The organism is Streptomyces sp. NPDC037290, from assembly GCF_055603245.1.
This window is the reverse complement of sequence record NZ_JBVJVZ010000006.1, coordinates 191,883-214,556: the sequence shown is the minus strand read 5'-3', so window position 1 is coordinate 214,556 and position 22,674 is coordinate 191,883. Positions and strand designations below refer to the sequence as shown.

Annotated in this window: 19 protein-coding genes, 1 pseudogene and 1 riboswitch; of the genes and pseudogenes, 9 read left to right on the top strand and 11 right to left on the bottom strand. The window is 70.0% G+C overall.

Annotation, left to right across the window (positions count from 1 at the left end):
- The first annotated feature begins 54 nt into the window (after positions 1-54).
- The 4 genes from ACZ7HQ_RS22835 (at position 55) to ACZ7HQ_RS22820 (ending at position 4,505) form a co-directional block, all read left to right on the top strand.
- The gene (locus ACZ7HQ_RS22835; RefSeq protein ID WP_191871517.1) at positions 55-1,035 is read left to right on the top strand and encodes a hypothetical protein; all 981 of its coding nucleotides are present in this window, start codon (positions 55-57) and stop codon (positions 1,033-1,035) included.
- A gap of 73 nt (positions 1,036-1,108) precedes the next feature.
- Positions 1,109-1,759, top strand: coding sequence for a peptide deformylase (def, locus tag ACZ7HQ_RS22830; protein ID WP_470992804.1), 651 nt, complete (start codon positions 1,109-1,111; stop codon positions 1,757-1,759).
- A 293-nt stretch (positions 1,760-2,052) separates the two neighbouring features.
- Complete coding sequence (gene cyc1 / locus ACZ7HQ_RS22825; RefSeq protein ID WP_470992801.1) at positions 2,053-3,138, top strand: epi-isozizaene synthase; 1,086 nt, start codon at positions 2,053-2,055, stop codon at positions 3,136-3,138.
- Positions 3,135-4,505: a bifunctional albaflavenone monooxygenase/terpene synthase gene (locus tag ACZ7HQ_RS22820; protein ID WP_470992799.1), complete on the top strand. Its 1,371-nt coding sequence runs from the start codon at positions 3,135-3,137 to the stop codon at positions 4,503-4,505. Before cyc1 ends, ACZ7HQ_RS22820 begins: the two co-directional genes overlap by 4 nt.
- An 84-nt stretch (positions 4,506-4,589) precedes the next feature.
- Here the strand turns inward: ACZ7HQ_RS22820 and ACZ7HQ_RS22815 are convergent, their stop codons facing one another.
- Positions 4,590-5,603, bottom strand: a complete 1,014-nt coding sequence (locus ACZ7HQ_RS22815; RefSeq protein WP_470992796.1) for a ribonucleotide-diphosphate reductase subunit beta — start codon at positions 5,601-5,603, stop codon at positions 4,590-4,592.
- The gene (locus ACZ7HQ_RS22810) at positions 5,603-7,972 is read right to left on the bottom strand and encodes a ribonucleoside-diphosphate reductase subunit alpha (protein ID WP_470992793.1); all 2,370 of its coding nucleotides are present in this window, start codon (positions 7,970-7,972) and stop codon (positions 5,603-5,605) included. Before ACZ7HQ_RS22810 ends, ACZ7HQ_RS22815 begins: the two co-directional genes overlap by 1 nt.
- A gap of 125 nt (positions 7,973-8,097) precedes the next feature.
- Positions 8,098-8,240: riboswitch (cobalamin riboswitch) on the bottom strand.
- Between the two features lie 194 nt (positions 8,241-8,434).
- On the opposite strand from ACZ7HQ_RS22810, the gene ACZ7HQ_RS22805 reads away from it, so the two are divergent.
- Positions 8,435-11,407 (top strand): NACHT domain-containing protein, encoded by a 2,973-nt coding sequence (locus tag ACZ7HQ_RS22805; protein WP_470992790.1) that lies wholly within the window; start codon positions 8,435-8,437, stop codon positions 11,405-11,407.
- Between the two features lie 155 nt (positions 11,408-11,562).
- Positions 11,563-11,670 (top strand): annotated as a pseudogene (locus tag ACZ7HQ_RS22800) (roadblock/LC7 domain-containing protein); the annotation flags it as partial.
- A gap of 210 nt (positions 11,671-11,880) precedes the next feature.
- Here ACZ7HQ_RS22800 and mctP read toward each other — a convergent pair.
- The 4 genes from mctP to nagB form a co-directional block, all read right to left on the bottom strand.
- Positions 11,881-13,509: a monocarboxylate uptake permease MctP gene (gene mctP / locus ACZ7HQ_RS22795; protein ID WP_470992787.1), complete on the bottom strand. Its 1,629-nt coding sequence runs from the start codon at positions 13,507-13,509 to the stop codon at positions 11,881-11,883.
- Positions 13,506-13,769: a DUF3311 domain-containing protein gene (locus ACZ7HQ_RS22790; protein ID WP_470992784.1), complete on the bottom strand. Its 264-nt coding sequence runs from the start codon at positions 13,767-13,769 to the stop codon at positions 13,506-13,508. The genes mctP and ACZ7HQ_RS22790 overlap by 4 nt, the downstream gene beginning before the upstream one ends.
- A 125-nt stretch (positions 13,770-13,894) precedes the next feature.
- Positions 13,895-14,659, bottom strand: coding sequence for a GntR family transcriptional regulator (locus tag ACZ7HQ_RS22785; protein WP_470992780.1), 765 nt, complete (start codon positions 14,657-14,659; stop codon positions 13,895-13,897).
- Positions 14,660-14,813: 154 nt separating this feature from the next.
- Positions 14,814-15,599 (bottom strand): glucosamine-6-phosphate deaminase, encoded by a 786-nt coding sequence (nagB, locus tag ACZ7HQ_RS22780; protein ID WP_470992777.1) that lies wholly within the window; start codon positions 15,597-15,599, stop codon positions 14,814-14,816.
- 166 nt (positions 15,600-15,765) lie between these two features.
- Here nagB and ACZ7HQ_RS22775 point away from each other — a divergent pair, with 166 nt between their 5' ends.
- Together ACZ7HQ_RS22775 and ACZ7HQ_RS22770 are read left to right on the top strand one after the other, a co-directional pair.
- Positions 15,766-16,395 (top strand): TetR/AcrR family transcriptional regulator, encoded by a 630-nt coding sequence (locus ACZ7HQ_RS22775; RefSeq protein ID WP_470992774.1) that lies wholly within the window; start codon positions 15,766-15,768, stop codon positions 16,393-16,395.
- A 330-nt stretch (positions 16,396-16,725) separates the two neighbouring features.
- Entirely contained in the window at positions 16,726-18,201 is a 1,476-nt protein-coding gene (locus tag ACZ7HQ_RS22770; protein WP_470992771.1) for a sensor histidine kinase, read from the top strand.
- A gap of 172 nt (positions 18,202-18,373) precedes the next feature.
- On the opposite strand, the gene ACZ7HQ_RS22765 is transcribed toward ACZ7HQ_RS22770, so the two are convergent.
- Together ACZ7HQ_RS22765 and ACZ7HQ_RS22760 are read right to left on the bottom strand one after the other, a co-directional pair.
- Positions 18,374-18,631: a WhiB family transcriptional regulator gene (locus ACZ7HQ_RS22765; RefSeq protein WP_003992873.1), complete on the bottom strand. Its 258-nt coding sequence runs from the start codon at positions 18,629-18,631 to the stop codon at positions 18,374-18,376.
- A 320-nt stretch (positions 18,632-18,951) separates the two neighbouring features.
- Positions 18,952-19,920, bottom strand: coding sequence for a diacylglycerol/lipid kinase family protein (locus tag ACZ7HQ_RS22760; protein ID WP_470992768.1), 969 nt, complete (start codon positions 19,918-19,920; stop codon positions 18,952-18,954).
- 144 nt (positions 19,921-20,064) lie between these two features.
- On the opposite strand from ACZ7HQ_RS22760, the gene ACZ7HQ_RS22755 reads away from it, so the two are divergent.
- Positions 20,065-20,511 carry a hypothetical protein gene (locus ACZ7HQ_RS22755; RefSeq protein WP_470992765.1) on the top strand — a complete coding sequence of 149 codons (447 nt, stop codon included), beginning with the start codon at positions 20,065-20,067 and terminating at the stop codon, positions 20,509-20,511.
- Between the two features lie 3 nt (positions 20,512-20,514).
- Here ACZ7HQ_RS22755 and ACZ7HQ_RS22750 read toward each other — a convergent pair whose 3' ends face one another.
- From ACZ7HQ_RS22750 to ACZ7HQ_RS22740, 3 genes are all read right to left on the bottom strand, one after another.
- Positions 20,515-21,627, bottom strand: coding sequence for an RNA polymerase sigma factor SigF (locus ACZ7HQ_RS22750; RefSeq protein ID WP_470992762.1), 1,113 nt, complete (start codon positions 21,625-21,627; stop codon positions 20,515-20,517).
- Positions 21,624-22,040 carry an ATP-binding protein gene (locus ACZ7HQ_RS22745; protein ID WP_031163342.1) on the bottom strand — a complete coding sequence of 139 codons (417 nt, stop codon included), beginning with the start codon at positions 22,038-22,040 and terminating at the stop codon, positions 21,624-21,626. Before ACZ7HQ_RS22745 ends, ACZ7HQ_RS22750 begins: the two co-directional genes overlap by 4 nt.
- A gap of 324 nt (positions 22,041-22,364) precedes the next feature.
- Positions 22,365-22,625, bottom strand: coding sequence for a UBP-type zinc finger domain-containing protein (locus ACZ7HQ_RS22740; protein WP_470992759.1), 261 nt, complete (start codon positions 22,623-22,625; stop codon positions 22,365-22,367).
- Positions 22,626-22,674: the final 49 nt, after the last annotated feature.

The window sequence follows — 22,674 nt, the reverse complement described above, 5'->3', positions numbered from 1 at the left end:
TCCGGGGGCACAAGCCAGCCCACTGAGCGGAACTGGAACTGGCAGGCGGGAATCGTGAGGATCTTCGGCAAGGGACGGCACCGGCCCTCCGCCTCCTGGCGGCAGGCCACCGACCGTGCGTTCACGCTGATCGGCGACGGCCGGTACGAGGACGCGGGCGAGCTGTTGACACGGGCCGCCGACCTGGAGCCCTGGCTGTCGGAGTCCTGGTTCAACCTCGCACTGCTGCACAAGTTCCGGCACGACTGGGAGCAGGCCCGCGCCGCCGGGCTGCGCGCGGTCGCCCTGCTGGACCGGGAGACCGGCGCGCCCGACTGGTGGAACGTCGGCATCGCCGCCACCGCCCTGCAGGACTGGCCGCTGGCCCGCCGCGCCTGGCAGGCGTACGGGCTGAAGGTGCCCGGGGGTGCCGCCGCCTCCGCCGAGCCCCTCGGCATGGAACTGGGCAGCGCGGCCGTACGGCTCTCACCCGAGGGCGAGGCCGAGGTCGTGTGGGGCCGCCGGCTGGACCCCGCGCGGCTGGAGGTGCTGTCCATCCCGCTTCCCTCGTCCGGGCGGCGCTGGGGCGAGGTCGTGCTGCACGACGGAGTTCCGCACGGCGAGCGCACCACGTCCGCCGGGCACTCCTACCCGGTGTTCGACGAGATCGAGCTGTGGGCGCCCTCGCCCGTTCCGACCTGGGTGGTCCTGCTGGAGGCGGCGACCGAGGCGGACCGGGACGCGCTGGAGCAGCTGGCCGCCGACGCGGGGTTCGCGGCGGAGGACTGGTCGTCCTCGGTGCGGCTGCTGTGCCGGATGTGTTCGGAGTCGCGGATGCCGTCGGACGAGGGCGAGGGTGTGCATCTCGACCCGCACGATCACAGCGAGCCGGGGCACCCCGGCCCGCTGGGGCACCGGACGGACGGGCAGCTGTGGGTGCCCGAGCGTGAGTGCGGGGTGGCCGCACCGGCCTCGCTGGTCCGGGGGCTGCTGGACGGGTGGGTCGCGGACAGCCCGGACTCCCGGGACTGGCGGGATCTCGAAGAGGTTTGCTGAGCAGCCGGTGACCGGCCCCCTTTAGGCTGTACTCGCAGAATTTTCCAGGCTTGCAGGAAGGCGTACGTCGGTCATGGCGCAGCAGGACACCGATCAGCAGCACGCGGGCGTGCTCCCCGTCGACGACGAGGGCTATGTCGTCGACACGGAGGACTGCGAGGGGCGCGAGAAGGCCTGGCGGGAGCGCGGGACCTCGCGGCCGATCACGGTCGTCGGCAACCCGGTGCTGCACAAGGAGTGCAAGGACGTCACCGAGTTCGGCGAGGAGCTGCGGCAGCTGGTCGCCGACATGTTCGCCAGCCAGCGCACCGCCGAGGGCGTGGGCCTGGCCGCCAACCAGATCGGTGTCGACCTGAAGGTCTTCGTCTACGACTGCCAGGACGACGAGGGCGTCCGGCACGTCGGCGTGGTGTGCAACCCGAAGCTGGTCGACCTGCCCGCCGACCGGCGCCGGCTGGACGACAGCAACGAGGGCTGCCTGTCCGTGCCGACGGCGTACGCGCCGCTCGCGCGTCCCGACTACGCCGAGGTCACCGGCCAGGACGAACAGGGCAACCCGATCAAGGTGCGCGGCACCGGCTACTTCGCACGCTGTTTGCAGCACGAGACCGACCATCTCTACGGCTACCTGTACATCGACCGGCTGTCCAAGCGGGACCGCAAGGACGCGCTGCGGCAGATGGCCGAGAATGAGCCACGTTACCCCGTGGTCGCCAACGACTAGGCGGCACGCGGCCGTTGGGGCGCCCGGCGGGGATCACTCCCGGTCGGGCGCCCTTCGTATGCCCTCGCTCGCTCGTCCGTGCGTCGTACAACCGATCCCTTCTGCCCTCGTTGTGATCCTTAATCGGTCACACAAGGCGGGATTCTCGGCAGCCTCGGGGTAGTGAGTGAAGCAAATCCGTTCCCATGACGGTCAGTTGTGGTGCTGAATGTAAGTGCGGGGATACGCAACGGCGCACGCCCGGCACAAGCGGAGAGGGGCATGCGCTCCTGGCGGCTGAGAGGGGTTTGTTCGTGCAAGCTTTCCCACACAGCACCACAGCGACGCCGACGGCGGTCGTCGTACCACCTTCACTGGCACTCCCGGTGATCGAGTCCGCCTTTCCCCGGCAACTGCATCCGTATTGGCCGCGGCTCCAGCACACGACACGGCTCTGGCTGCTGGAAAAACGGCTCATGCCGGCGGACAAGGTGCAGGAATATGCCGACGGACTGTGCTACACGGACCTCATGGCGGGCTACTACCTCGGCGCTCCCGACGAGGTCATGCAGGCCATCGCCGACTACAGTGCCTGGTTCTTCGTCTGGGACGACCACCACGACCGCTACGTCGTCCACGGCCGGGTGGGTGCCTGGCGGCGGCTGAGGTACCGCCTGCACGCGGCCCTCGACGCACCCCGGCACCATCTGCACCACCCGGACCCGCTGGTCGCCGGGTTCGCGGACAGCGTGCTGCGGCTGTACGGCTTCCTGCCGCACACCTGGAACCTGCGGTTCGCCCGGCACTTCCACGCGGTGATCGAGGCCTACGACCGCGAGTTCCGCAATCGAACCGAGGGATACATACCCGGCGTCGAGGAATACCTCGCCCTGCGCCGGCTCACCTTCGCGCACTGGATATGGACGGACCTGCTCGAACCGAGCGCCGGATGTGAACTCCCGGACGCGGTGCGGGAAAATCCGGTCTACCGCCGGGCCGCGCTGCTCAGTCAGGAATTCGCCGCCTGGTACAACGACCTGTGCTCGCTGCCGAAGGAAATAGCGGGCGATGACGTCCACAATCTCGGAATCAGTCTCATCACCCATGAGGGGCTGGCTCTCGAAGAAGCGGTGGACGAAGTCAGGCGGCGGGTCGAGGAATGCGTCAGCGAATTCCTGGAGGTCGAGCAGGAAGCCCTGCGGTTCGCCGACGGCCTCGCCGACGGAACGGTCCACGGAAAGGAACTGAGCGCCGCGGTCCGCGCCTGCGTCGGCAATATGCGCAACTGGTTCAGCTCCGTCTACTGGTTCCACCACGAGTCCGGCCGGTACATGGTCGAGACCTGGGACGACCGGTCCACGCCCCCGTACGTCACGAACGAAGCGGCAGGAGAGTCATGACCGTCCAGTCTGCGCAGCCCCTGAGCTCCGAGGCCACCGAACTGCGCGAACCGCCCCTGGCCGCAGGCGCCGTGCCGGTTCTCGGGCACGGCCTGAAACTGGTCCGCGATCCGCTCGCCTTCATGTCCCGGCTCCGCGACCACGGCGACGTCGTACGCCTCAAGCTCGGCCCCAAGACGGTGTACGCCGTCACCACCCCGGAGCTGACCGGCGCGCTGGCGCTCAGCACCGACTTCAAGATCGACGGACCGCTCTGGGAGTCCCTCGAAGGCCTGCTCGGCAAGGAGGGCGTGGCCACCGCCAACGGCCCCCGGCACCGGCGCCAGCGGCGCACCATCCAGCCCGCGTTCCGGCTGGACGCGATCCCCAACTATGGCCCGGTCATGGAGGAGGAGGCGCACGCCCTGACCCGGCGCTGGCGGCCCGGCGAGACCATCGACTGCACCTCCGAGTCCTTCCGGGTCGCCGTGCGCATCGCCGCCCGCTGCCTGCTGCGCGGCGAGTACATGGACGAGCGCGCCGAGCGGCTGAGCATCGACCTCGCCAGCGTCTTCCGGGGCATGTACCGCCGGATGGTCGTCCCGCTCGGACCCCTGTACCGGCTGCCGTTCCCGGCCAACCGCGAATTCAACCGGGCCCTGGCCGATTTGCATCTGCTGGTCGACGAGATCGTCGCTGAGCGGAGGGCATCTGGTCAAAAGCCGGACGATTTGCTGACAGCATTGCTGGAGGCAAAGGACGACAATGGCGAGCCCATCGGGGAACAGGAGATCCACGACCAGGTCGTCGCGATACTCACCCCCGGAAGCGAAACGGTGGCGTCCACGATCATGTGGCTGCTGCAGGTTCTCGCGGAACACCCGGAACACGCCGAGAAGGTACGGACCGAGGTCGAATCCGTGACCGGCGGCCGGCCGGTCGGATTCGAGCACGTTCGCGCGCTCACGCACACCAACAATGTCGTCGTCGAGGCCATGCGGCTCAGGCCCGCCGTATGGATATTGACGCGGCGCGCGGTCACCGACACCGAACTCGGCGGCTATCGCATTCCCGCCGGGGCGGACATCGTCTACAGCCCGTACGCGATCCAGCGTGACGCCCGCTCCTACGAACGGCACCTCGACTTCGACCCCGACCGGTGGCTGCCGGAGCGGGCCCAGGAGGTGCCGAAGTACGCCATGAGCCCCTTCAGCGTCGGCAACCGCAAGTGCCCCAGCGACCACTTCTCCATGACCCAGCTGAGCCTGATCACCGCGGCGATCTCGGCGAAGTACCGCTTCGAGCAGGTCGCCGGGTCGAACGACAGCACGCGGGTGGGCATCACGCTGCGCCCGCACGACCTGCTGCTGAGGCCGATGCCCTGGTAGGACCGCCAGGTCCGCCTGATACCGGCGCGCGCTCGCGGGGCCCCCGGGCCCCGGAACGCGCGCCGGCAGGTGTGACCGGCGGGCTCAGAAGTCCTCGTCCAGGTCGACGGTGCCCTCGACCGCCACCTGGTACGCCGACGGGCGGCGCTCGAAGAAGTTCGTCAGCTCCTGGACGCCCTGCAGCTCCATGAAGGAGAAGGGGTTCTCCGAGCCGTACACCGGGGCGAAGCCGAGGCGGGTGAGGCGCTGGTCGGCGACGCACTCCAGGTACTGCCGCATCGACTCGGTGTTCATGCCGGGCAGGCCGTCCCCGCACAGGTCGCGGGCGAACTGGAGCTCCGCTTCGACCGCCTCGCGCAGCATGTCCGTCACCTGCTGCCCGAGCTCGTCGTCGAAGAGGTCCGGCTCCTCCTTGCGGACGGTGTCGACGACGTCGAAGGCGAAGGACATGTGCATCGTCTCGTCGCGGAACACCCAGTTGGTGCCCGTGGCGAGACCGTGCAGCAGACCCCGGCTGCGGAACCAGTAGACGTACGCGAAGGCGCCGTAGAAGAACAGGCCCTCGATGCACGCGGCGAAGCAGATGAGGTTGAGCAGGAAGCGCCGGCGGTCGGCCCGCGTCTGAAGGCGGTCGAGCTTCTCGACCGAGTCCATCCACTTGAAGCAGAACGCGGCCTTCTCGCGGATGGAGGGAATGTTCTCGACGGCCGCGAAGGCCGCCGCCCGGTCCTCCGGGTCGGGGAGGTAGGTGTCCAGCAGGGTCAGGTAGAACTGGACGTGCACGGCCTCCTCGAACAGCTGGCGCGACAGGTACAGGCGCGCCTCCGGGGAGTTGATGTGCTTGTACAGCGTCAGGACCAGGTTGTTCGCGACGATCGAGTCGCCCGTCGCGAAGAAGGCCACCAGCCGGCCGATCAGGTGCTGCTCGGCCGGGGTCAGCTTCGCGAGGTCGGCGACGTCCGAGTGGAGGTCGACCTCCTCCACGGTCCAGGTGTTCTTGATGGCGTCCCGGTAGCGCTCGTAGAAGTCCGGGTAGCGCATGGGACGCAGGGTCAGCTCGAAGCCCGGGTCGAGGAGATTGGTGTTACGGGTGGTCATTACTGGCAGGCCTCGCAGGACTCGGGGTTTTCCAGGGAGCAGGCGACGGCCTCGGGATCGGCGGCCTGCTGGACGGGGATGGTCGTCCCGCTCTGCGCCCGGGCGGCGCGCGCGATCCGGGTCGCCGGGCGGGAGCGCAGGTAGTACGTGGTCTTCAGACCGGACTTCCAGGCGTACGCGTACATCGAGGAGAGCTTGCCGATGGTGGGCGTCTCCATGAAGAGGTTCAGGGACTGCGACTGGTCCAGGAACGGGGTGCGGTCCGCGGCCATGTCGATCAGGCCGCGCTGCGGGACCTCCCAGGCCGTGCGGTACAGCCGGCGTACCTCCTCGGGGATCCAGGCGAAGTCCTGCACCGAGCCGTTCGCGTCGCGCAGCGCCTCGCGGGTGCGGGCGTCCCACACGCCGAGGTTCTTCAGGTCCTGCACCAGGTAGGAGTTGACCTGCAGGAACTCGCCGGACAGCGTCTCGCGCTTGAACAGGTTCGACACCTGGGGCTCGATGCACTCGTACACGCCCGCGATGGAGGCGATGGTCGCGGTCGGCGCGATCGCGAGGAGCAGCGAGTTGCGCATGCCGACGCGTCCGATCCGCTCGCGCAGGGCCGCCCAGCGCTCGGGCCAGGTCAGCTCCACGTCGTAGTGGTCGGGGTGCAGCACGCCCCGGGCCGTACGGGTCTTCTCCCAGGCCGGCAGCGGGCCGCTGCGCTCGGCGAGGTCGGCGGACGCCTCGTAGGCGGCGAGCATGATCCGCTCGGCGATCCGCGTGGAGAGCCGCTTCGCCTCCGGCGAGTCGAAGGGCAGGCGCAGCTTGAAGAAGACGTCCTGCAGACCCATCGCGCCGAGGCCCACGGGACGCCATCTGGCGTTGGACCGGCCCGCCTGCTCGGTCGGGTAGAAGTTGATGTCCACGACCCGGTCGAGGAAGGTGACGGCCGTGCGGACCGTCTCGTCCAGCCGCTCCCAGTCGATGTCCTGGGAAGCCGGGTCGACGAAGGCACCCAGGTTGACGGAGCCCAGGTTGCAGACCGCGGTCTCGCCGTCGTTCGTGACCTCCAGGATCTCCGTGCAGAGGTTGGAGGAGTGGACCACGTGACCGGGCAGGGCCGTCTGGTTGGCGGTGCGGTTGGCGGCGTCCTTGAAGGTCATCCAGCCGTTGCCGGTCTGCGCGAGCGTGCGCATCATCCGGCCGTACAGCTCACGGGCCGGCATGGTCTTCTTCGCCAGGCCCGCCGCCTCGGCCTTGCGGTAGGCCGCGTCGAACTCCTCGCCCCACAGGTCGACCAGCTCCGGCACGTCCGCCGGGGAGAACAGCGACCACTGCGCGTCGGCGTTGACCCGGCGCATGAACTCGTCCGGGACCCAGTGCGCGAGGTTCAGGTTGTGCGTACGGCGGGCGTCCTCACCGGTGTTGTCCCGCAGCTCCAGGAACTCCTCGAGGTCGGAGTGCCAGGTCTCCAGGTAGACCGCCGCGGCGCCCTTGCGCCGGCCGCCCTGGTTCACCGCGGCCACCGAGGCGTCCAGGGTCTTCAGGAACGGCACGATGCCGTTGGAGTGCCCGTTGGTGCCGCGGATCAGCGAACCGCGGCTGCGGATCCGGGAGTACGACAGACCGATGCCGCCGGCATGCTTCGAGAGCCGGGCCACCTGGTGGTAGCGGTCGTAGATGGAGTCCAGCTCGTCCAGCGGGGAGTCGAGCAGGTAGCAGGACGACATCTGGGGGTGCCGCGTGCCGGAGTTGAAGAGGGTGGGGGAGGACGGGAGGTAGTCGAGCCGGCTCATGAGCCGGTAGAGCGCGGCGACCTCGTCGACGGAACGGGTCGTGTCGTCCTCGGCCAGGCCGCTCGCGACCCGCAGCATGAAGTGCTGCGGCGTCTCGATGACCTTGCGGGTGATCGGGTGCCGCAGGAGGTAGCGGCTGTACAGGGTGCGCAGGCCGAAGTAGCCGAAGCGGTCGTCGGCCTGGCGGTCGATCAGCGCGTCGAGCGGCTCGGCGTGCAGCCGGGCGAACTCGGCGGTCCGGTCGGCGATGAGCCCCTCGCGGTGCCCCACGGCCACGGACTCGGTGAAGGACGTCACGCCCTGCGAGGCGGCCTCGGCGCGGATGGAGAGGGTCAGCAGCCGGGCGGCCAGCCGGGAGTAGGCGGGGTCCTCCGAGATGAGCCCGGCGGCGGCCTCCGTGGCCAGCTCGCGCAACTCCGCCTCGTCAGCGTGCGCCGACCGGCCGCGCAGGGCGGCGGCGGCGACCCGGCCGGGGTCGGCGTCGGGGAGGTCGGCGGTCAGCTCGGTCAGGGTACGCAGCAGCGCGGTACCGGGACCGTCGGTCTCCAGGCCGCTGGCTGAAGCCGGATCTGCTGGCGCGATGGTCACGTGGGGCTCTCCCTCGCTCGGCACGGGGGCCTTGCGGAGGACAGGGGGCAGCCACGAGCGCACACGGCGTCGCGTCCACCGGCCCATTCCACGAGGCCCGGACGTATCGGGACACCCGGACCGGACGGCCGGGCGCGCTGTCGGCAGGTCCTCGGACTGACTCCTGTGCGATGCAGGCACCTTTGGGGCGGGCAGGCACAAGTACACCGTTGCGGGACAGTTCCGGATTCGCACCGGATTCCCCTGCGGCGACAGCGAGCATGAGCATACATCTAGTGCCGGGCTGTCGTGGCACCCCCAGATGTTGTGTCTGTTGTGTGGTGCGGTGGCTTCGGAGCGTCAACTCACCGGTCCCGCGCGGCGGCCGGGTTGCGGGTCGGGCCGTGCGTGTTTCCATGGAAGGTGGGTGCCGGCACCACCGGGGGTCCTCCGTCCCGAGCAGCTCTGGGAGGAGAGCGCACCATGCCCAAGGTCGTGCGCCGCCCGCCGGGCAAGGAGCGACCGCGCAACGCGCCCATGGCGACCCTCCCCCTGAGGGGGCTCGGCCGCCGGGGCCGACGCGTGTACCTGCGCCACTGGCACCGACTGACGGTCCGTTGGGAAGCCCGCCAGGACACCACCCGGCCCAGGAAGTGGCGCAGATGGTTCTCCTACACCAATGCCACCAGGGTCGTCTGGGCCCTGGCCGCGCTCACCGTCCTCGCCTGGATCGGAGAGGGCGTCTACATCCTGGTGGCCCACCACTCGACGTGGTTCGAGACATGGCGGAAGAACAACCAGGGGTTCGACGCCCTCCTTCGCTTCGTCGGCCCCGTCCTCGCCGCCTCGCTCGCCGCCGCGGTCTTCCTGTTCTGGTGGTACGGCTGGACCAAGCGCCGCTATCTCGCGAAGGCACGCCGCAGACCACAGGACCTGGTGGTCACCGCCGGGCCGGACATCGCCGAGATCGTCGGCCGGGAGGAGGTCGCCCAGGTCATCGCCCAGCGGCTGCGCGACCGCGACACCCGCCGCCCGTACCTGCTCGTCGGCGGCGTGGGGGTGGGCAAGACCGCCGTCCTGGTGCGGCTCACCGAACTGCTGGCGGAGCAGCGCGCCGTACCCGTGCCGATCCGGCTGCGGGACGCCACCGGCCCCGGCCTGAACTTCGAGCGCATGGCCAGACAGCGCTTCGCCGAGGAAGCGCCCCAGGGCATCCTGGCGCGCACCAAGACGGAGCGGGTCTGGCAGCAGCTGCTCGCCGACGACAAGGTGGTCGTCATCGCCGACGGCCTGGAGGAGGCCGTCCTCGACGAGGATCTCCAGGAGGACCGGAACAACATCATCCGCAAGGCCATCGAGCGTGCCCACGAGGAGAAACTGCCCCTCGTCATCGCCTCCCGGCCGCACAGCCCGCTGGAGAGCACCCCCGCCGCCATCGTGGAGCTGGAACCGTTGAGCGAGGAGGCGGCGCTCCACTTCGTCAAGGCGCACATGCCGGACACCGACGAGCGCCGCCTGGACTGGATCGTGGAGACGGCGGAGGTGACCGAGTCGCCCATCTATCTGCACATCGCCCGGGAGCTGCACCACCACGGCGCCCTGGAGCGCGACCGGCGCAACGACCCGCGGCGGCTGGACACCCGCAGCTGGGACCGCAGTCAGCTGCGGTTGTGGCTGCTGGAGACATGGGAGCGGGCGCTGCTGGAGGGCCTGCTGCGCGAGGACGTGGCACTGGGGCCGCGGGAGCGCCGCGACACCCTGGAGGTGGTCTCCGCCCTGGCCTGTACCGGACTGCTCCAGGACACGCTGGAGGTCGGCTTCACGGAGCTGCTGGACCGGGACGTCCACCCCGGCCGGGCCCGGCGGGTGCGGGCGCAGGCCGAACACCTCTGGGAGCAGCGGGGCTTCGACCGGTACGGCAAGCGCGGGAACGCCTTCTCCGAGTGGCACCGCGAGCGGGTCTGGAACCTGCTCTGCGCCCGGGTGAGCGGGGAGGTGAGCAGGAGGCTGCGGGAGGGGAACCTGGGCCAGTGCCACGCCGTCATGGCCCGCTTCGCGAGCCATGCCGACAAGCTGAGGCTGGTGGAGGGCTTCGAGCAGAAGGTCCGCTTCCCGCACAGCATCATCCAGGCGTACTTCGGCTACCGCATGCTGTACCGCCTGGGAGAGCGCGATGCCGGGGAGCTGATCGAGCAGGCGCTGCAACCACCCGGTCCCAGCCGGGAGTTGCTCATCTCCCTGGTGCTGCTGTCCCGCCGGCGGGCGGCGGACCGCTCCGCCGTGCACGGCGGTGTCACCACCGAGCTGAAGCGGGAACTGAGGGAGCGGTGGCGGCGGGCTCCCGTGCACGGGCGCCCCATGGCCCACCGGCTCCTGACGGCCGCCAACCGCCGCCCCGCCGACCCGAAGGCCCTCGACCTGTACACGGCGGCCCTGGAGGTCGAGAGCGTGGAGGACACCCCGAAGCTGCTCGACGACATCGTCCGCACGGTGCACCTCAGGTGGCGGAGCTTCAAGGGGGACCAGCGCACCCTGGAGGAGGCGAAGCTCGGACTGCTCAGGCAGCTCGGTACGGCGCTGCGGTCCGTCTCCGGCAGGGTCGACACGACGGCGCTGTACCGGGAGCTGTTCGAGATGGGCATGGAGGAGCCCTGGTACGCCATACGCCTGGCGGCCGCCCAGGAGTTCGGCAGCGGCGGCAACCCGGCGTTCGCCGTGGTCCGCGAGAAGATCGGTGTGCACACCGACCCGGTGCAGGAGTACAACAAGAAGGTCGGCGACCTGAAGACCTGGAAGAGACAGCGGTACGCCGTGTGGGCGGCGGACATGCGCAGGGCGAGGGCCGCCCGCGCCTCGTCCCGGGCCGACCTCATCGACCGGCTGCAGCGCCGGCGGCGGGCGGTCAACCGGCGCTACCGGGAGCAACGTGTCGCGCTCCTGCGGGAGTTCGTCATGCGGGCCTGGATGATCCCCATGCTCCTGGGCTCCGTCGACGACGCCCATCGTGACGAGGCCCGCGAACGCCTCACCAAGTGGCTGCGCCACCTGGACCCGCGGCAGACCGGCGGCACCCCCGATCTGCCGCTCGCCCTGGAGACCGCCCTGGCCCAGGGCTTCAAGTACGCGGCCAACCGGCGCACGCGCCACCCGCACACCTACCCCGGCGCCCGTGCCGACCTGATCCGGCAGGCGGAGACCGTACTGCAGCAGAGCCGTTGCTGGTACGCCCAGCTCAACCTGCTCCAGGCGCTGTGCCTGTGGGAGCTGCCGGACAGCGCCGGCCGCCGGGAGCAGGACGGGTGGCGTCTGGAGGGGCTGGTGGTGGCCGGCGTCGGACAGGGTCGGTGGGGCCGGGCGTCCGGGGGGCCGGTGGAGGCTGGTGTTGGGCGGGTCGGTGGGGGAGGGGTGTCTGGAGGTTGGTGGGGCTGGCGTGGGCGGGACTGGTTGAGGGGCTGACGTCTGGAAGGGGCGGGGGTGGCTGGCGCCCGGGGTCGTGGTGGCTGGCCTCGGGCGGGCCGGTGGGGGGGGGGGGGGGGGGGGCTGGCATGCGGCGGGAGTGGTGCGTGGCCGGCGTCGGACAGGGTTGGTGGTGGCTGGCGTCGGCGGGACCGGTACACGGTCTCGACATCGACAGCGCGGATCACATGGCGGCCCTGGCCTCCGGCCTGTACTCACTCGGCCGCAGCGCTGGCGTCCGCTTCGGCGACGGCGGGGACGTCCCCAGGTCGTCCTGGTGAGTCGCTGGGGTCAGTTGGAGAGTGGTGCCGGGCAGGGGCAATTGTGGATCGGCGTCCGGCAGGGCCTGTAGGGGACTGGCGTCCGCCGGGCCGGTGAGGGATCGGTGTTCGGGGGGAAACGGCAGCGGGCCGCCGTGTGTCTGGGGTTCGGCGGCCCGCTGCGCGGTGCTGGTGACTCGTGCCGGACAGGACCTAGTGGCCCGCCCCCGCCGTCGCCGGCGGCATTTCCGCCTGCACGCCGGGGTCACCCGCGTCCGCCGTGTAGTCCTCCGGCCTGGTCTCGTCGACGCCCTCGGGGGCCTTGACGGCCCTGAGGACGACGGTGAGGACCACGGCCACGGTGACGTTGAGGACGAACGCCGTCAGGCCGATGTAGCCGATCTCGCCGATGCCGGGGATCTCCTTCGCCGAGCCGCCGAAGTGCTTCTGCGTCGGCGAGGCGACGCCGTACGCGGCGACCGTGCCGTACACCATGCCGACCGCCCAGCCGCCCAGCAGGGCCCAGCGGTGGAACCAGCGCGTGAACAGGCCGCCGACCAGGGACGGGAACGTCTGCAGGATCCAGATGCCGCCGAGGAGCTGGAAGTTGATCGCGACCGTCTTGTCCATGGTGAGGACGAAGACCAGCGCGCCGACCTTCACCAGCAGCGACACGAACTTCGAGACCTGTGCCTCCTGCTTCGGCGTGGCATCCGGCTTGATGAAGTCCTTGTAGATGTTCCGGGTGAAGAGGTTCGCCGCCGCGATCGACATGATCGCCGCCGGCACCAGCGCCCCGATGCCGATCGCCGCGAACGCCACGCCCGCGAACCAGTCCGGGAACATGTCCTCGAACAGCTGCGGGATCGCCAGCTGCCCGTTGGTGACCTTGACCCCGGCCGCGATCGCCATGAATCCCAGCAGCGCCAGCAGGCCGAGCATCAGGGAGTACAGCGGCAGGATCGTGGTGTTGCGGCGGATCACCTCACGGCTCCTGGACGACAGGGTCGCGGTGATCGAGTGCGGGTACATGAACAGCGCGAGCGCGGAGCCCAGCGCCAGCGTGGCGTACGTCCACTGGCCCGCCTGTGGCGGGGCGAGCGCCCCGCGCGGCTTGCCCGTCGCCGGGTTCACCTGGCTGAGCGCGTGGCCCGCCTTGGCGAAGACGTCGTCGAAGCCGCCCAGCTTGATCGGGATGTAGATGATCGCCACCGCGATGACGATGTAGATCAGCGCGTCCTTGACGAATGCGATCAGGGCGGGGGCGCGCAGGCCGGAGGAGTAGGTGTACGCCGCCAGCACACCGAAGGCGATCAGCAGCGGCAGGTCCTTCACGAACCAGTTGGTGTTGTCACCGCCGCCGACGCCCATCACGTCCAGCACCGCCTGGATGCCGACGAGTTGGAGCGCGATGTACGGCATCGTCGCCAGGATGCCGGTCAGCGCCACGGCCAGCGACAGTCCCTTGGAGCCGAAGCGGCCACGGACGAAGTCCGAGGTCGTCACGTAGCCGTGCTTGTGGGACACCGACCACAGGCGCGGCAGGAAGGTGAAGATCAGCGGGTAGACCAGGATCGTGTACGGCACCGCGAAGAAGCCGGACGCGCCCGCCGCGTAGACCGCCGCCGGTACGGCGACGAAGGTGTACGCCGTGTACAGGTCGCCGCCGAGCAGGAACCAGGTGATCCAGGTGCCGAACGACCGTCCGCCCAGGCCCCATTCGTCCAGCGAGTGCTCGTTCTCGGCCCTGCGCCAGCGTGCGGCGAGGAAGCCCATGACCGTGACGGCCAGGAAGAAGAAGATGAAGACGCCGAGCGCGACGCCGTTGACGCCGTTCTTCACTTCGCCTCACCGCCCTTCCGTACGGCGCGGGCGCGCTGGTCGCGCTGCCACAGCTGGTACGCGAGCAGGGTGAGCGCGGTGGAGATCAGCACCCAGAGCATCTGGTACCAGTAGAAGAACGGGATCCCGATGAAGGCCGGGTCCGTCTTGGCGTAGGAGCCGACCCAGAGCATCGCCACGAAGGGTGCGACGAGGCAGAGGGCGATGATCACCCGGGCCGGCGTGACGACCGGTGGTCTCACTTCAGGTGTTTCGGACATGCCACGGCTCTCCGTCCCCTCGCTGATCACCTGTGTAATGCGCAGGCAATCTAGGTGACGGTGTCGGGCCAGTGGAAGACCTCGTCCGTATATCGGTATATCGATTCAGCGAACGGCCACGAGCCTTACTCGACGGGCCTCTTGAGGCGCGCGACGAACTTGTACCGGTCGCCTCGGTAGACGGACCGCACCCACTCCACCGGCTTGCCCTCGCGGTCCAGGGAGTGGCGGGAGAGCAGCAGCATCGGCAGGCCCACATCGGTGCCGAGCAGGCCGGCCTCGCGCGGGGTGGCCAGCGAGGTCTCGATGGTCTCCTCGGCCTCGGCGAGGTGGACGTCGTAGACCTCGGCGAGGGCGGTGTACAGGGAGGTGTACTTCACCAGGGAGCGGCGCAGTGCCGGGAAGCGCTTGGCGCTCAGGTGCGTGGTCTCGATGGCCATCGGCTCGCCGTTGGCCATGCGCAGCCGCTCGATGCGCAGCACGCGGCCGCCGGCGGCGATGTCGAGCAGCCCGGCGAGCCGGTCGTCGGCGGTGATGTAGCCGATGTCCAGCAGCTGCGAGGTCGGCTCCAGACCCTGTGCGCGCATGTCCTCGGTGTAGGAGGTGAGCTGGAGCGCCTGGGAGACCTTGGGTTTGGCGACGAAGGTGCCCTTGCCCTGGATGCGTTCGAGCCGGCCCTCCACCACCAGTTCCTGCAGGGCCTGGCGGACGGTGGTGCGGGAGGTGTCGAACTCGGCGGCCAGCGTGCGCTCGGGCGGCACCGGCGTGCCCGGGGCCTGCGTCTCCGTCATGTCGAGCAGGTGCTTCTTCAAGCGGTAGTACTTGGGCACGCGCGCCGTACGGACGGTCGTGCCGGCCTCGGTCTCCGCACTGCTGACGTCGGTGCTCATGCTCTGCCTTCCCGGCTCCGGATGCCGAAAGCGACCGACTGACATCGGCCACGGATCACATCGTGGCACGGGTTCCTTTCCCAGGATGCCACCCGCACGCTCCGTGATCTCCTCTCTATACCGTCGCGATCCGGACTGGTCTAGGCCTACGAGCCTAGATCCCCTGCCAGTCCGGCTTGTGGGCGAAGGTGTGCCGGAAGTAGTCGGCCAGCTTCAGCTTGGACGCCGCGGCCTCGTCGGCGACCACCGTGGCGTGCGGGTGGAGCTGCAGCGCGGAGGCCGGGCACACGGCCGCGACCGGTCCCTCGACGGTCGCGGCGACCGCGTCCGCCTTCCCCTCGCCGGTCGCCAGCAGCACCAGGTGCCGGGCCTCCAGGATGGTGCCGATGCCCTGGGTGATGACGTGGTGCGGGACCTGCTCGATGTCGCCGTCGAAGAAGCGGGCGTTGTCGACGCGGGTCTGCTCGGTCAGCGTCTTGATCCGGGTGCGCGAGGCGAGCGAGGAGCAGGGCTCGTTGAAGCCGATGTGCCCGTCGGTGCCGATGCCGAGCAGCTGCAGGTCCACTCCGCCGGCCTCGGTGAGCGCGCGGTCGTAGGCCTCGCACGCCGCCTGGACGTCCTGGGCGGTGCCGTCGGGTCCGAGGAACGCGTCCATGCCGATGCCGAGCGGCTCCAGCACCTCCCGGCGCAGCACCGAGCGGTAGGACTCGGGGTGGTCGGCGGGCAGCCCCACGTACTCGTCGAGCTGGGCGATGCGCGCCCGCGAGGTGTCGACGGCGCCGGAGCGGACCTTCGCGGTCAGCGCCTGGTAGACGGGCAGCGGGGTGGAGCCGGTGGCCACGCCGAGCAGGGCGTCGGGCTTGCGTCGCAGCAGCTGGGCCATTGCCTCGGCGATCAGCTCGCCACCCGCCGCGGCGTCCGGAACGATGACAACTTCCACGCTGGGCCTGCCGTTCTGAAGTGGGCTCTGTGCGTCTCCATGTGGTTTAGACCAATCTAACAGAAGCGGCGTTCGGCCGTGGAGGTGCGGAACGCGGAAGATCCGGGAAACTCTGGGTGCGGCACGGCGGGGTCATTTCTCTAGGGTCCGCTATAAAATGGCCTCCATGGTGGCGCGCGCGCAGACGGAAGAGCAGGTCAGGACGCCGAAGGGGCGCGGCCGGCCGCGTTCCTTCGACCGGGCCACCGCGCTGGAGAAGGCGCTCATGGCCTTCTGGGAGCACGGCTACGAGGCCACCTCGGTCTCCGGTCTCACCCGGATCATGGGCATCGGGGCACCGAGCCTGTACGCGGCCTTCGGTGACAAGCGGACCCTCTTCGAGGAGGTCGTCCGGGTCTACACCGCCACCCACGGCGCCTTCGTCGACCGCGCCCTCGCCGAGGAGCCCACCGCCCGTGCGGCCGTCGAGCGCACGCTGCGCGAGGCCGCCGCCGAGTACACCGACCCCGCGCACCCGTACGGCTGCCTCGTGGTGCACGCCGCCACCAACTGCACCAGCCCCGAGGTCGAGGAGCTGCTGCGTGAGCGCCGCAACGGCACCATCGCCGCCCTCGCCTCCCGGATCCGGGCGGACGTCGCGGCCGGGCGGCTCCCGGCCGGCACCGATGCCGCCGCCCTCGCCCGTTGCACAGGCGCGATGATCCAGGGCATGTCCCAGCAGGCGCGCGACGGAGCGGACCGGGCGGAACTGGAGGCACTCGCGGAAATTGCCATGGCCATCTGGCCCCACGGCTGACCGAGGCGGGCTAGGCTGCGTGGCATCGGGTGCCATCAGTCGTGCATGCCGACAAGGCCATGGACACATCCTTGTGGTCTAGTCCACAATCGACACGAACGCATCGACGCGAAAAGCCTCCGTCTTCCCCGCACAGGAAGGCGGACCGAGGAACCGGCGCTCTCTGCCCTGACTGCCCCGGCTCCTCGACCTTCGGCCGACCGGGACCGCACACCCCGTGGCCGATGATGCTCCGGGCTGCGGTGCCGGGAGGGTTGAGGGTCCCTTCCAGGCGCCGCGGCCCGCGGGTGTTTTTCCGGCCACCTGAGGCCCGCGGGTACGCTCGCACACGTGCCCTCCATGAACGAACTGGTCCGCCAGCACACCGCCCTCGACGACTCCGACCTCGAGTGGCTCCACCTGCTGGTCTCGGAGTGGCAGCTGCTCTCCGACCTCTCCTTCGCCGACCTGGTCCTGTGGGTCCCCACCCGCGACGGCACCCGGTACGTCTCGGTGGCCCAGATGCGCCCCAACACCGGCCCGACCTCCTACCAGGACGACATGGTCGGCCACCTCGTCCCGCGCGGCCGCCGGCCCATGCTGGACGCGGCGCTGGACGAGGGCCGGATCGTGCGCGAGGGCGACCCGGAGTGGCGCGAAGAGGTCCCCGTACGGGTCGAGTCCATCCCCGTACGGCGTGAGGGCCGCGTCCTCGGTGTGATCGCCCGCAACACCAACCTGCTGACCGTCCGCACCCCGAGCCGCCTGGAGCTGACCTACCTCCAGAGCGCCTCCGACCTGGCCCAGATGATCGCGGCCGGCTCCTTCCCCTTCCCGAACCAGCAGGTCGACATGGACGCCTCGCCGCGCGTCGGTGACGGTCTGATCCGGCTGGACGCGGACGGCGTCGTCCAGTACGCGTCCCCGAACGCCCTGTCCTCGTACCACCGGCTCGGCCTCGCCGCCGACCTGGTCGGCCAGCACCTCGGACAGACCACCGCCGAACTCGCCCCGACCCGGGGGCCGGTGGACGAGGCGCTCGCCAAGGTGGCCAGCGGCTGGGCGCCGCGTGAGTTCGAGATCGAGGCCAACGACGGGGTGATCCAGTTCCGGGCGATCCCGCTCAAACCGAAGGGCACCCGGATCGGTTCCCTGGTGCTGTGCCGGGACGTCACCGAACTGCGGCGCCGCGAGCGCGAGTTGATCACCAAGGACGCGACCATCCGGGAGATCCACCACCGGGTGAAGAACAACCTCCAGACGGTCGCCGCGCTGCTGCGGCTGCAGGCCCGGCGCATCGAGTCCGAGCGCGGCCGGGAAGCCCTGGAGGAGGCGGTCCGCCGCGTCGGCTCGATCGCCATCGTGCATGAGACGCTGTCTCAGAACCTGGACGAGCGCGTGGAGTTCGACGACATCGCCGACCGCGTGCTGGCGATGGTCGCCGAGATCTCGCCGGGCAAGGTGACCGGCCGGCGCAGCGGGCGCTTCGGGATCCTCGACGCCGAGGTCGCCACCCCGCTGTCGATGGTCCTCACCGAGGTGTTGCAGAACGCCCTGGAGCACGGCTTCCGCGAGGGCGACACCGGCACGGTCGAGGTCTCGGCCGTCCGTGGCGGTACGACGAAGGAGGCCCGCCTCCTCGTCACCGTCCAGGACGACGGCGTCGGCCTGCCCGAGGACTTCGACCCGCACCGCTCGGGCAATCTCGGGCTGCAGATCGTACGGACGCTGGTGGAGGGCGAGTTGGGCGGCTCGTTCGACATGGTGCCGGCGCCGGGCCGGGGGACCAGGGTGATCCTCGACATTCCGGTGCGGGCGCAGAAGTAGCGTGAGCACAGCAAAAAGCCCCGGACCGTCATCGGTCCGAGGCTCGTGCTCGTTGCTGCTCTGCTATATCGCTAGCGGCATCGGGGGATACTGCGCGCTGCGGCTCGGGGGCGGGAGATGCGTACGTGCTGCACGCGCCGCCAAGCTCAGGCTGTCAGCAGGGGTGGGTGTGTCAGGCGGAGGCCTGACGGGCCCGGTTGCGGGCGGCGCGGCGCTTCATGGCGCGGCGCTCGTCCTCGCTGAGACCACCCCAGACGCCGGAGTCCTGACCGGACTCGAGCGCCCACTGCAGACACTGCTCGATCACCGGGCAGCGACGGCAGACGGCCTTGGCTTCCTCGATCTGCAGCAGCGCAGGACCGGTGTTGCCGATGGGGAAGAAGAGCTCGGGGTCTTCCTCGCGGCAAACGGCGTTGTGACGCCAGTCCATGGCTGCTACCTCTCCTTGGTATTACATGCAGATTGCTTGTGAATGTGAACGCTTTCACGAATCCCTCAACAAGTGAAGGGCCGACCGCCGAGTCTTCCCCGGCGTGGTCCTTGGTTTGAAGAGGGGTTCCGGTGATCAGTGGAGGCCGGTGTTGCGGGCCGTCCCGATCGCCACGTAGAGACTCGCAAACCTCAGCGACGGATACAACCCCTTCCGGAAAGTTTTTTTTGATTCCTCGGTGTCGACTAGGTCACAGCCGTACTTCCATGGGGTGGATCCTGGCCTAAACGTTCGAGTGAAAGGACTTTGGCCCGTTCCGCTCACACAATCACACGCAGTGCACGGCGTACGCCTGTGAACGTCACGCTCGTACGCAGCCCGAGGTGGTCACCGTCCATCTGGAGGGGGAGAGGCGCCTTGGAATGCAAGGTGAACTGGTCCAGATCGTGCAGTGAGGCCACGTGCTTGCCATGGGGTCCGCGCTCGGGGGACGAAGTGAGCAACTGGGTGCCATACCGGGCAACCGCGGCCGTCGACAGGCGGCTGAGACCGAGCACGTCGACGCCCGTATCGAACGAGGCCTTAGGCGACGTGTACATGGGGCGATTGCCGAGATACGTCCACGGGGACGTGTTCGAGACTATGGCGACCACAAGATCACTGATCGGGTCCTCGCCGGGACGCTCCAGCGTGATCGCGCCGTGCCGGCGGTTCGGCTCGCCGAGGAACTGCCGGATCACCTGGCGTACGTACAGCGCGTGCGTCGACTTCTTGCCCTGCTCGCGCTGCTGCTCGACCCGGCCGACCACGCCCGCGTCGAAACCGAGCCCGGCGTTGAAGGTGAACCAGCGGTCCGGGACCGCCTCGTCCTCGGTGCCCGGCGTGCCCGAGGCCAGCCCGAGTCCGACGACCCGCTCGCCGCCCTCGCGCAGGGCGTCCAGCAGGGCGCCGGTCGCCTCGACCGGGTCGTTGGGCAGCCCCAGGGCGCGGGCGAAGACGTTCGTGGAGCCGCCCGGGACGACGGCGAGACCGGGCAGGCGCCCGGGGTCGGGGCCGGCGTGCAGGAGGCCGTTGACGACCTCGTTGACCGTGCCGTCGCCGCCGAGGGCCACGACGAGGTCGATGTCGTCGCTGTCCGCCGCCTGCCGGCCGAGGTCGCGCGCATGGCCGCGGTACTCGGTGGTGACCGCCTCCAGCTTCATCTCGCTCGCCAGCGCGTGGATCAGGACGTCGCGCCTGCGTGCGCTTGTGGTGGTTGCCGCCGGATTGACCACGAGAAGTGCACGCATGGATGGCAGCGTACCTACTGGGGGGTACCGGGCCCAGACCGAGGTAGGGATCCGGTAAGAGGCCGGGGCGTGAGACCGGACACCCGGGGTGCGGCAAGCGGGACCCGCCCCTGCCCGCACCGGTCTGGCGGCTACCCTTCTGGGGTGAGCAGTGAGCAGAACCCCGCCCAGGACTCCGCCGAAGCCGCCGCCGGTCCGCGTCCCCGCCGGCTGGCCTGGGCCGCCGCGCTGGCCGCGCTGGAGGGTGCCGCCCTCGGGGTCGGTGGGCTGTGGGTGCTCGTGCTCGGGATCACCGGTGAGCCGGACGGCCGGCAGCAGGCCGTGACCCTGGGGATCACGCTGGCCGTACTCGCGCTGCTGCCGCTGCTCGCCGCGCGCGGACTGCTGCTGCGGCGCAGCTGGAGCCGCGGCCCCGCGGTGATCACGCAGCTCTTGGCGTTGCCGATCGCGTACAACCTGATCCACGCCGACAGTGTGGCCATCCCGGCCGGTATCGCCCTCACGGCCGTCGCCGTGGCGGCGCTGGTGCTGCTCGTCAACGGCGAGACGACCCGGGCCCTCGGCATCAAGGGACCGGGCCGCGCCGAATAGCGCTCACTCCTCCACGAGCAGCTTCTCCCGCAGCTGGGCCAGCGTGCGGGCCAGCAGCCGGGAGACGTGCATCTGGGAGATGCCGACCTCCTGCGCGATCTGCGACTGGGTCATGTTCCCGAAGAAGCGCAGCAGCAGGATCCGCTTCTCGCGCGGCGGGAGATCCTCCAGCAGCGGCTTCAGCGACTCCCGGTACTCCACGCCCTCCAGCGCCTCGTCCTCCGCGCCGAGGGTGTCGGCGACCGCGGGGGACTCGTCGTCGGTGTCGGGGACGTCCAGGGACAGGGTGGAGTACGCGTTGGCGGACTCCAGGCCCTCCAGGACCTCCTCCTCGGAGATCGCGAGCTTCTCGGCCAGCTCGTGGACCGTGGGGGAGCGGCCGTGCAGCTGGGACAGCTCGGCCGTCGCCGTGGTCAGCGCGAGCCGCAGCTCCTGCAGACGGCGTGGCACGCGCACGGCCCAGCCCTTGTCGCGGAAGTGCCGTTTGATCTCGCCGACGACGGTCGGGGTGGCGTACGTGGAGAACTCCACGCCGCGTTCCGGGTCGAACCGGTCGACGGACTTGATCAGGCCGATCGTGGCGACCTGCGTGAGGTCGTCCAGCGGCTCGCCGCGGTTGCGGAAGCGGCGCGCCAGGTGCTCCACGAGCGGCAGGTGCATGCGGACCAGCTGGTTGCGCAGCTCCGCGTACTCCGCGCTGCCCGCGCTCAGCGTGCGCAGCTCGATGAACATCGCCCGCGCCCCGCTGCGGTCCTGGGGGCCGTGCTGTGCGGCCTGCACGGCCTCCGCGCCCAGCGCGTCGTCCTCGGCGTTGCGCTCGTGCTCGCTCATCGTCCCGCCCGTAGCCCTTCCCCGAGCCCTGGCCGCCGCGCGGGGCCCCTCCCCGGGGGCGTCCTCGACGGAACCGTCACCGCCGGCCCGCGTGGAGTCGTCCTCCGGGTGCGGTCTGGCCTGCTCGGGGATGCCGTCGATGCCGTCCGCCATGCGCCGGGAACCGTCCCGAGGGGCCTCCTCGGAGATCTCGCCCGCGCTCGACCAGGGGGCACCCCCGTCCCCGGCCGGCAGCTCCCGTGTGCCGCGCTCTTCGTCCCGCACCGGACCGTCCCCGTTCCTCACGCCGGCCCGGGACCCGCGCCGCGCTGTTTGTAGAGGCTGATCGACACGGTCTTGTCCTCGTCGACGGCGGACGAGACCTTGCCCGCGAGGGCCGACAGCACGGTCCAGGCGAAGGTGTCCCGCGACGGGGCGTGACCGTCCGTGGTCGGCGCCGCGACCGTGACCTCCAGCGAGTCGTCGACGAGCCGGAAGACACAGCTGAGCACGGAGCCGGGCACTGCCTGTTGGAGCAGGATCGCGCAGGCCTCGTCCACGGCGATGCGCAGGTCCTCGATCTCGTCCAGGGTGAAGTCCAAGCGGGCCGCCAGACCGGCCGTGGCCGTCCGCAGCACCGACAGGTAGGCACCCGCAGCCGGCAGCCGGACTTCCACGAAGTCCTGATTCGCCGTGGGCTCGCCTGCGATCTGGGACACCCTCACCTCCATGGTGGTACAAGCTCTACGGGGCCGAGGGTCGCCCCCCGGGGTAACGCGTACGTGGTTCCGCGGTGACGCTATCGCGCTCCGAACGTTCCTGTCCCGGGACCCCAACCCCCCTGGCGTCACTCACAGTAAAGCTGTGTATACGCTCCGTGTCTAGAGGGTTTGCGGGCCCAAATGGGAAGAGGGCGCGCCGGGTTGACGTACCCAGACGTCACACGCTCGAACCGTCGTGCGGTCGCCGCCGCATGCAGTGTCACACGAGAACGCGGTCGACCGGGAATGTCTCCGCGTGAGAACCCGCTCCGACCTGTGAACTCAGACGAGAACGTGGTCCACGAAGCACCACTTCCACTCCTCGCCGGGTTCGAAGGACCGCATGACCGGGTGACCGGACGTCTCGTGGTGCTGTGTCGCGTGCCTCCCCGGCGAGGAGTCGCAGCAGCCGACGTGGCCGCAGGTGAGACACAACCGCAGCTGGACGGGGTGCGTGCCGTTCCGCAGGCACTCCGGGCAGGTGGGCTCGAGCGGGTCCGGCTCCGGGTGCGGCAGCGCCTCGGCGTGCGTGCACTGTTTCATGATTGCCAGATTACGACGGGTGTGCGGGTGGCCGCGCGAAAAACGAGGG